The organism is Haliea salexigens DSM 19537 (assembly GCF_000423125.1).
Lineage (GTDB): Bacteria > Pseudomonadota > Gammaproteobacteria > Pseudomonadales > Halieaceae > Haliea > Haliea salexigens.
Window position 1 is genome coordinate 1 of the sequence record NZ_AUHJ01000042.1, and the last position, 8025, is coordinate 8025.

General features: G+C 54.9%; 6 protein-coding genes and 3 pseudogenes. 2 read left to right on the top strand and 7 right to left on the bottom strand.

Annotated elements, in window-relative coordinates:
• Positions 1-318: 318 nt before the first annotated feature.
• The 4 genes from G533_RS0118730 to G533_RS0118745 form a co-directional block, all read right to left on the bottom strand.
• A complete protein-coding gene (locus G533_RS0118730) occupies positions 319-1227 on the bottom strand; it encodes a DMT family transporter (RefSeq protein ID WP_205622667.1) in 909 nt (302 codons plus the stop codon).
• 146 nt (positions 1228-1373) lie between these two features.
• On the bottom strand, positions 1374-1886 hold the full coding sequence (locus G533_RS0118735; RefSeq protein WP_027951247.1) for a DUF934 domain-containing protein: 513 nt from the start codon (positions 1884-1886) through the stop codon (positions 1374-1376).
• Positions 1883-3565 carry a nitrite/sulfite reductase gene (locus G533_RS0118740; protein ID WP_027951248.1) on the bottom strand — a complete coding sequence of 561 codons (1683 nt, stop codon included), beginning with the start codon at positions 3563-3565 and terminating at the stop codon, positions 1883-1885. The genes G533_RS0118735 and G533_RS0118740 overlap by 4 nt, the downstream gene beginning before the upstream one ends.
• A gap of 106 nt (positions 3566-3671) precedes the next feature.
• Positions 3672-5075 (bottom strand): aminotransferase-like domain-containing protein, encoded by a 1404-nt coding sequence (locus G533_RS0118745; protein ID WP_027951249.1) that lies wholly within the window; start codon positions 5073-5075, stop codon positions 3672-3674.
• A gap of 103 nt (positions 5076-5178) precedes the next feature.
• On the opposite strand from G533_RS0118745, the gene ccoG reads away from it, so the two are divergent.
• Positions 5179-6540, top strand: coding sequence for a cytochrome c oxidase accessory protein CcoG (gene ccoG / locus G533_RS0118750; RefSeq protein ID WP_027951250.1), 1362 nt, complete (start codon positions 5179-5181; stop codon positions 6538-6540).
• Positions 6541-6557: 17 nt separating this feature from the next.
• A pseudogene (locus G533_RS24675) lies at positions 6558-6668 on the top strand (cytochrome ubiquinol oxidase subunit I); the annotation flags it as partial.
• Between the two features lie 94 nt (positions 6669-6762).
• Here the strand turns inward: G533_RS24675 and G533_RS24270 are convergent.
• The 3 genes and pseudogenes from G533_RS24270 to G533_RS24680 form a co-directional block, all read right to left on the bottom strand.
• Positions 6763-6993 (bottom strand): annotated as a pseudogene (locus G533_RS24270) (transposase); the annotation flags it as partial.
• Between the two features lie 97 nt (positions 6994-7090).
• Entirely contained in the window at positions 7091-7846 is a 756-nt protein-coding gene (gene istB, locus G533_RS0118755; RefSeq protein ID WP_027951251.1) for an IS21-like element helper ATPase IstB, read from the bottom strand.
• A gap of 11 nt (positions 7847-7857) precedes the next feature.
• Positions 7858-8025, bottom strand: a pseudogene (locus G533_RS24680) (IS21 family transposase); the annotation flags it as partial.

Consider the following 8025-nt stretch of genomic DNA (forward strand, 5'->3'; position numbering starts at 1 on the left):
GTTCGTATAGTGGACTCACTAGACGCGGCCACTGCGGAAAAGTGGCAAGGATGACCCCACCTTGCGCAAGCGAAAGGGGTAGGCAGAGTCTCGTTGTTTTGGAATCTGCTGAACGCGTCTCTCAGGGCCTGTTTAGGCGCAGCGGTCAGTAATGACCGGGTCCATCTTCGAACTATCGCCGTGCCGCATCATCCGGGTAGCGCTCATTCAAGCCTCTCCCGCTCCGTATGGGGATCTGTTTTAAAACCGCTGTTGATAGTCGGGCGCTCATGCCCGGTTTGAACGACAGTCTCTTCAATCACGCAAGCACACTGGCGGTCAGTGCGTTCTGCTCAATCCAGCAGGGCTAATTCTCCGGAACGTAATAAAAAGACCGGAACTGACGATAACCAGACTCCCAAGCCAAAAGAACGGGCTCAGCGCTTCATCAAAGATGAAATAGCCAAGTGCTACACCGAACAGAAGTCTGGAGTACCTGAATGGAGTGACCGTGGAGACTTCTCCAATACGCATCGCTTTCATCAGTGCGATATAGGCAATCACTCCGCAGAAAATCGTGCCTATCAAGGCAAGGCTCGCGTGGCCGCTGGGCCAGACAATTTGAGTTCCACTCCATAGCGAAACGATTCCACCCGCCATGATGATTGCGAGAAAGCCGTAAAAACCGAGTGCGAATGTACTTAACGATTGTGGCGCAGCTCTGCTCGCCAGATCACGCCCAGCAAACCCAATCAGCCCGATCACGGCCAATACCGACAGCGGTGAAAACTCATCGCTATTGGGACGCAGAATAATCATAACTCCGATCAGGCCCATAGCTATAGCCAGCCATTTCAGCAGTGAGACCCTTTCGCCAAAAAACAGTGCTGCACCTAACACCACAACAACGGGAGTCGCCTGCAGGATCGCAGTGGTGGTAGATAACGGCGTTAACGCCAGTGCCATGAAATAAAACATTCGTCCGATAACCTCGCACATCATCCTCACGCACATAACAGGTGATTGCACGGCAATTAGAACCGGCTCTTTTCTCCAGAGCAGCCCCAGCCAGAAAACGATCGAGCCTCCCAAACCGAACAACAAAATCACCTGCTCAATCTCCATGGATTGGGCAGCTTCCTTGAATAGCGCATCTTCTATTGAAAAAAAGGCCATTGCCAAGGTCATCCAGAGAATGCCGATCAGATTGGCCCGCGTGTTGATTTGAATGTCCGGGGGTTTAGCCAAAACAGCTTTCCTTAATTTATGCTACGCATCTAGTGGCGAATAAATCTGCAGCCGTGATTGGTGCAGCCAGCTCCCGATTTACCTGAATCGTAGCGGTGCAGCATTCGCTTCAAACCCGCGAGAAATTTGGAAAGTCCACTCTTTGTTCATAACTTTAAGCCCCGTCGTCTGAACAACGGCTCGGGGTTCGTTACTGAGCGTGCGTAGATCAAGTCAAAGCCAGTCAGCCCCTTAAGAGCATCTAACACAGACTTATCTTCACGCACCGCAAACGAGGAAAAGCCACAGTGACGCATCAGAACCAACTGATCGCGTAACACATCTCCCACCGCCCTCAGATCGCCTTTGAACTGGTATCGGGTTCTAAGCAGGTTGGCCTGACTGTAGGCTCTCCCGTCGCGAAAGCTCTGGAACTGGAGTACAACCATCAGAATCCCGTCGACCCATGGGACAATCTCCTCTGGCTCATCGTCAGGCCCGAACAGGACACCTAACTGGCCCGCTTGGGTTTCATCAAGCAACACCATCTTTTTCCATCGCTGCAGCGGCAGTATCGCCCGCTCTGCAGTCGGTATTTGCTGTTCGTCTGTTACCAATACCCACTCATCATCGGCAATATGGGCTGCGATTCCGTCGACCAGTCCAAGGATATTGTTCATGCGTTCACCTTCCCTCTGGCTGCTTCCTGTGGGTATACGCCCCCCTTGAACGGAGCGAGTCCTATGCGTCGCACCGTATCCACGAACCGCTCATCCACGTCCCGGTAACTCAGGTAAACGGATAGCAAACGCTCAATCGCGTCGGGAACCTCTTCAGCCCGGAATGCCCGGCCGATCACTTTGCCGATAGAGCTATCCTTGCCCTGAGCGCCACCGATGGTAATCTGAAAGTACTCTTCGCCGTTCTTGTCGACGCCCAAAATGCCGATATTGCCAATATGATGGTGTCCACAGGCATTCATACATCCCGAGATATTCAGGCTCAGCTCACCCAGATTGAGGAGGTAATCCAGGTCATCGAAACGCTGCTGGATTGCACGAGCCAGCGGAAGCGAACGGGTGTTGGCCAAAGAGCAGTAATCGAGACCTGGGCAGGAGATCACGTCACTCAACAGTCCAACACTCGGCGTCGCCAGGTTTTGTGTCTGCAGAGCTTTCCAGAGCACATACAGATCGCGTTTTCGAATATCCGGCAAAACCAGGTTTTGCTCATGGGCCACCCGAACTTCCCCAAACCCATACTTATCCGCTAGATCCGCGACAGATCGCATCTGCTCACTAGTCACATCCCCCGGCGGAGCCGAAGCGCCAGGCTTGGTCGATAACACCACCGAGGCGTAACCCAGTACTTTATGTGGCTGGGTATTGTTCTGCACCCAAACGGCAAAGGCTGCATCGCGCGCCAGCCAGGCACCGTATTCAGGATCCAACGCATCGGTACGCCCATAGGGCGGCGGCATAAAGCCTAGAGCAACGCGCTTGTATTCCTCGTCAGTCAGCTCGGCAACGCCATCGCGGATCTGTTCCCACTCGCGCTCGACCTCATTGGCAAAGGTTTCAACGCCCAGTGATTTGACCAGGATTTTGATTCTCGCTTTGTACTTACTATCCCGGCGCCCATAGCGGTTATAAACACGCAGTACAGCTTCGACATAGGTCAGTAGGTGCTGCCAGGGCAAGGCGTCGCGCACCGTTTCATTAAGAATCGGCGTGCGGCCAAGGCCACCTCCAACCATGACCTTAAGCAACATCTCGCCCCCTACACCCCGGTAGAGGTACAGACCGATATCGTGGGAGCGCACCGCCGCCCGGTCGGAATCGGACGAAGAGATGGCAATCTTGAACTTGCGTGGCAGGAATAGAAACTCGGGGTTCACCGTAGACCACTGCCGCATGATCTCTGCCAGCGGACGAGGGTCGAGCAACTCATCCTCGGCGACACCGGCGAACGCTTCCGTGGTGATATTGCGTACGCAGTTACCGGACGTCTGGATCGCGTGCATATCGTTGTCAGCCAGTTTCTGCAGGATGTCGGGCACCTGTTCCAGCTCTATCCAGTTGAACTGAATATTCTGCCGAGTAGTGAAATGGCCGTATCCGCGGTCGTACTGATCGGCAATCGTTGCCAACGTCCGGAGCTGATCGGATGACAGTGTTCCATAAGGTATGGCGACCCTCAGCATATAGGCATGGCGTTGCAGATAAACGCCGTTTTGCAAACGCAGCGGCAGGAACTCCTCCTCGCTTAACTCTCCACTGAGACGGCGCGCCACCTGATCTCTGAACTGTTCTACCCGCGCCTGAACTAGGGCACGGTCGTAGGAATCGTAGTTATACACCTGATATTACCCCTGAAGATGAGTGCTCAGGCTGGTAGACTAGCAGCAGGAATTGTTCAGGTTCAGGTCTAAGTTTTTAAATATTAATAGGTACAGATATGTCGTATCAGCTCTGCAGCACGGCCGGCAATCGTCTCAGAGCCTCGGTTCGAGAAGCCTTCCAGGGATGGGCAAAGCTGATACGCAAACAGTTAGCGAACTGTCCCGACACCGAGAACAGCGGGCCCGGCGTAATCACCACCCCCAGCTCAAGCCCCTGGGGGTAGGCCGCAAGAGTATCCACGTGTTGCGGCAGTTCAACCCAAACGGCCAGCCCGCCTTGAGGCGTACTCACGCGAACCTCACCCGGCCAGGCATGAAGTTCGGCAATTAAGCGATCCCTATTGGCGCGCAGCTCATTGCGCTGCCTGCGCAGATGCGCTGCAAAGCCACCATCAGCAATGAACTCGGCAACGCCCTGTTGGAGATATCGACTGCTGGCTAACTGGGTGACAAGTTTGAGGTGCTGAATTCGGTCATGCCACCGTGCACCGGAGACCCAACCCAGACGCAGGTCTCGCGAGAGACTTTTGGAAAATGAACTACAAAGAATGACGCGGTTATCGCTATCCAGTGCCTTTAGCGGGTCAGGCGCAGCACCCAGAGACGTGTCGGCATAGATATCATCCTCGATCACCGCAAGATTATGGCGCTCAGCCAATGCCAGCAAGCGCTGCTTTGACTCCAGCGGCATCATCGCCCCACCGGGGGTCGCAAACGCCGGTGAAACGATGCAGGCCTTGACTTTCCAACGCTCCAACACTTCCTCCAGCGCATCGATATCCATACCAGTTTCTACTGAAGTGGGGACCTCGACAACGCGCAAGTCCAACTGCTCCAGCAGCTGCAGAACGCCATAGAAACCGGGGGATTCTACCGCGACCACATCACCTCGCTCACAGGACGCCATCAGAGCCATAAAAAGAGCATGCTGGCAGCCCGACGTAATACATAGTTGATCCGGTGAGACAATCCATCCTCGGCGTGCAGCGTGCAGCGACAGCTGCTCACGCAGTAACAGAACGCCATCCGGCTCGTCATAGTACTGATAATCCTCGCCCTTCTGCCGCCTCAGAGAGCGACCAATCGAGCGGTTCAGTGCAACAATTCCCGGAGGCAGATGACCGCTTTGCAGATCCGGCAGCAGATCAAAAGCCGCACTGCGCCGCATGATGTCCAGGAGCAGGTCACTGACGCTAACCGGACGTGGCGCTTCAATCCGGGCACGACTGAGAGGCTTTTTCACACCATCGGGCTGCAATGTCACGAAATAGCCAGCTTTGGGACGGGCCTCCAACAGCCCCTGGGCCTCCAGCCGTTGTAGCGCATGCTGAACCGTTGCTTTGGACAAGCCCTTCTCCTGACAAAGGGTACGGACAGACGGCAAGCGCTCACCGAGGCGCCAGCACTGTTCCAGGATCCCCTGCAGCAACCAGTTCTCCAGCTGCTGATACCGGTACTCAGATGCCATCTCGCCCCCAATCTGTACCTATCAATTTTTATTAATTTACACCTGATCCTATTTTGGCCGCAAGCGTATTCTGCCCCCATTTGAAATTCTGCGAGCAAACCAAATGGAAAAGATACCGGCTGTTGAACAATACACGCCCCCCCACTTTGCACGGGACGGCAAGATACACGTCCGCCTGACAGAGGGTTTCTTCCAAAACTTGCGCAGACTCACGAGTTGGCCGTTGCTTGCGCTGTTCTTCGGTTTGGTTTGGATACAATATGATGGCCAGGCCTTGCTGCTGTTCTCTTTCGCCGAGCGCAAGCTGATCCTTTTCGGGGCCTTCTTCTCCTGGTATGACCTCCCGCTATTAACAGGCTTAATGATCGCAGGCGCATGCCTACTATTCTTTATGGCGGTGGCCTGGGGCCGTATATGGTGTGGTTTTGCCTGTCCACAGAGTATCTGGACGTGGCTATTCATACGCATAGAGGACATCACTGAAGGGCGTGCCGGGATGAGGTCGCGTCTAGAAGGCAAACCGATGGGCAGGGGGCTCCTTCTGAGACGTGTCACCAAACACCTGCTTTGGATGCTGTTTGCGATCTTTACCGCGCTCACCTTCACCGGATACTTCATACCAATTCGTGAGTTAATCTCCGCCGGCGTTAGCTTGGAAATGAGTGGGACGGTGACAGGCTGGCTAGCGATCATGGCCGGCCTGACTTATGTAAATGCCGGACTTGTACGCGAGAAAATCTGTCTGCACGCTTGCCCCTATTCCCGCTTTCAGGCAGTGATGTTCGACAAAGACACTCGCACAGTCAGCTACGATGTGGCTCGCGGAGAACCCCGTGCCAAGAGGCACCACGCCGATAAACACAGCGGTGACTGTGTGGATTGCAGCCTTTGCGTTCAGGTATGTCCTGTTGGCATCGATATCAGAGATGGTCTTCAGGCCGCCTGTATTGATTGTGCAGCCTGTATCGACGCCTGCAATAATGTCATGGAAAAACTGGATCTCCCTACCGGGTTGATCCGCTTTGCCTCCGAAGCTCAACTTGAGCAAAAGCCCTCACCCCTGATGCGACCACGACTGGCTGGCTACGGCACTGTAATGATCGCGGCCTTCTGCGCGGTGCTGTACGGCTTTTACAATACCAACGACCTGCAGGTCGCAATTCGTCGTGATCGTGGGCCTCTGTTTACCCAATTGGGTGAGCACCACATTTGCAACAGTTACATAATCAAAGTTGAGGGTTTCAATCCCGCTGAGTCTATTGTCCGTGTTTCATTGTATGACGAAGGGCAGTACGAGCTATCAGGGCCTGCCGAAATCAATCTCGCCGAAAACAATGCCGCTTGGTTGTCTTACAGGGTCTGCAGTCAGGATGTCCGATCGGCGATATCAACACTGACCTTCCACTTCCAGGGGAATCAGATTTTCACTGCAAAAGAAACAACCTTTCTGGCAAAGCCGATCTGATCCACCAAGGAATCACCATGCAAGAAACCGCAATACTACTAGCACGGATCCAGTTTAGATTTACCGTGTCCTTTCATATCATTTTTCCAGCGATTACCATTGGGCTGGCAAGCTACCTGGCTCTAGTAAATATCCCCCGGCAAAGCCGGGGGCTTTAATTGTGAACCGCTCGAAGCGGTATGGTTAACGGAGCCTATCGGCTCCTTGAGCCCCTCCAAGGGGCTAGGACATCAGCTTTAATTGATCGATTCTCCGATCTTCCGATTCCTGATGCCGTATATATTCCCTTATCACTTGCTCGTCTCGGCCTACGGTGGAAACAAAATAACCTCGGGCCCAGAAATGGTGTACTACAAAGTTCCTCTTCCGGCCAAGATAGGTGCGAGCGATATGTATGGCACTTTTACCTTTAATGAATCCCACAACCTGAGATACTGAATATTTCGTGCGTATACCGCTGAAGCCTGCCACCCATTCCATTTGAAGGCTGCCACCCGGACCGGAGCAAAGCTGCCACCCATCGGAGCGTAGCGACGCGGGGTTTGCATTGTTACTCGGAAGCAGTGGTGCTCGTCAACTTAGCCTGGCGTTTTCGCATCGACTCTCCTCTCAGATTGATCTTGTAGGCGTTGTGCACCAGCCGATCCAGGATGGCATCTGCCAGGGTCGCGTCGCCGATGACGCCATGCCATTCCTCAATGGGTAACTGACTGGTAGCGACAGTGGAGCGGCGTCCGTGGCGGTCCTCCAGTACCTCCAGCAGGTCGCGCCGGTTCTCGGCGCTCAGCTTCATCAGGCCCCAGTCATCAAGGATCAATACATCGACCTTGGCGAGGTTGGCCAGCAGCTTCGGGTAGCTGCCATCGCCCTTGGCGATCATCAGTTCCCGTAGCAGCCGGGTCAGGCGGACGTACTGGGCGGTGTAGCCTTCCCGGCAGGCCTTGTGAGCCAGCGCGCAGGCCAGCCAGGTCTTGCCCGCGCCGGTGGGACCGGTGATGAGAACGTTGAGGTGCTCCTTCACCCACTGGCAGGCCGCCAGTGATTGGATCAGTCCCTTGTCCAGGCCCCGCGGATTACGGTAATCGATGTCCTCAAGGGTGGCCTGGTGTCGCAGTTTGGCCCGGCGCAGCCGGTTGCTCATACGCCGGTTCTCTCGCTCGGTGATCTCCCGGTCCACCAGCAGGCCGAGACGCTCCTCGAAGGCCAGTTCATCGATCTCGGGCGAGGTCATCTGGTCAGCCAGCGCTGCCACCATACCGGTCAGTTTGAGGGTCTGGAGCTTGTCCAGGGTGGGATGCTTCAACATGGTTTGCTCCTTCAGTGGTAGTACGCGGGGCCGCGGATGTTGTCGTGGGTGTCGGGCAGCGAGAGCTCTTGCTGCTCTTCCAGAGGCTGCTCGTCCAGACGGTGCTTGAGGATCGACTCGAGGCTTTTGTAGCGGCAGCTGCCCAGGGTCAGTGCTCGCCGGCAAGCGGCTTCCAGGCG